This is a genomic window from Aquabacterium parvum, assembly GCF_001447195.1.
Classification (GTDB): domain Bacteria; phylum Pseudomonadota; class Gammaproteobacteria; order Burkholderiales; family Burkholderiaceae_C; genus Aquabacterium; species Aquabacterium parvum.
In genome coordinates this window covers 1-973 of record NZ_LFRI01000590.1, presented here as the reverse complement: position 1 = coordinate 973, position 973 = coordinate 1, and the positions used below count along the sequence as shown (strand labels likewise).

The window sequence follows — 973 nt, the reverse complement described above, 5'->3', positions numbered from 1 at the left end:
GAGCCCCTGTCGGAATGATGGATCAGGCCATCTTCTTCGGACGGCTTGCGGTCATACAGGGCCTGCTCCAGCGCGTCCAGGACGAAGTCCGTGTGCATGGAACTGCTCTGGCGCCAGCCCACGATGCGGCGGCTGAACACGTCAATGACGAAGGCCACATAGACCCAGCCCTGCCAGGTCGAGACGTAGGTGAAGTCTGAGACCCATAGCTGATTTGGCCGATCAGCCCGGAATTGGCGATTGACCCGATCAAGCGGGCAAGGCACCTTCGGATCAGCAATGGTGGTGCGCTGTGCCTTGCCTCGGCGCACGCCCTGCAGACCTTGCAGGCGCATCAACCGCTCGACGGTACATCGCGCCACGGTGACGCCTTCTCGATTGAGTTGCAGCCAGACCTTGTCGGCGCCATAGACCTGCAGGTTGGCGTGCCACACACGTTGGATCTGCGGCACCAGCTCCGCATCGCGCTGGGCACGCAGCGAGCGCGAGCTTGGCTGCCGCTGACGTGCAGCATGAAGCCAGTACGCTGATGGGGCGATCTGCAAGACGCGGCAGATCGACTCGACCCCAAACTGTTTGCGGTGCTGGTCGACGAAGCGCTTCAGGACTTGATGCGGCGGTCGAGCTCCGCCTGGGCGAAAAACGCGCTGGCCAGCTTGAGAATCTCGTTGGCCTTGCGCAGCTCGCGGTTCTCGCGCTCCAGGTCCTTGATGCGCTGGGCATCGGCAGTGGTAACGCCGTCACGTTGGCCGGCATCCACCTCGTGCTGGCGCACCCAGGTGTGCAGGGTTTGCGGAACGCAGCCGATCTTCTCGGCAATCGATTCGATGGCCGCCCACTGCGACGGATGTCCTGCCCGGTGCTCCAGCACCATGCGCACTGCGCGCTCACGGACCTCAGGCGAAAACTTCGGGGACTTCTTCATGGCTCCATTCTCCAGTGTTGGAGCCTCCGCGAAACCCGGGGCGCTTCA

The 973-nt window shown here is 63.3% G+C and carries 1 pseudogene and 1 other annotated feature; the pseudogene reads right to left on the bottom strand.

Annotated elements, in window-relative coordinates:
• Positions 1 to 925, bottom strand: a pseudogene (locus tag ABG80_RS20800) (IS3 family transposase); the annotation flags it as partial.
• Positions 531 to 647: a sequence feature (AL1L pseudoknot), on the bottom strand. (Overlaps the previous pseudogene by 117 nt.)
• Positions 926 to 973: the final 48 nt, after the last annotated feature.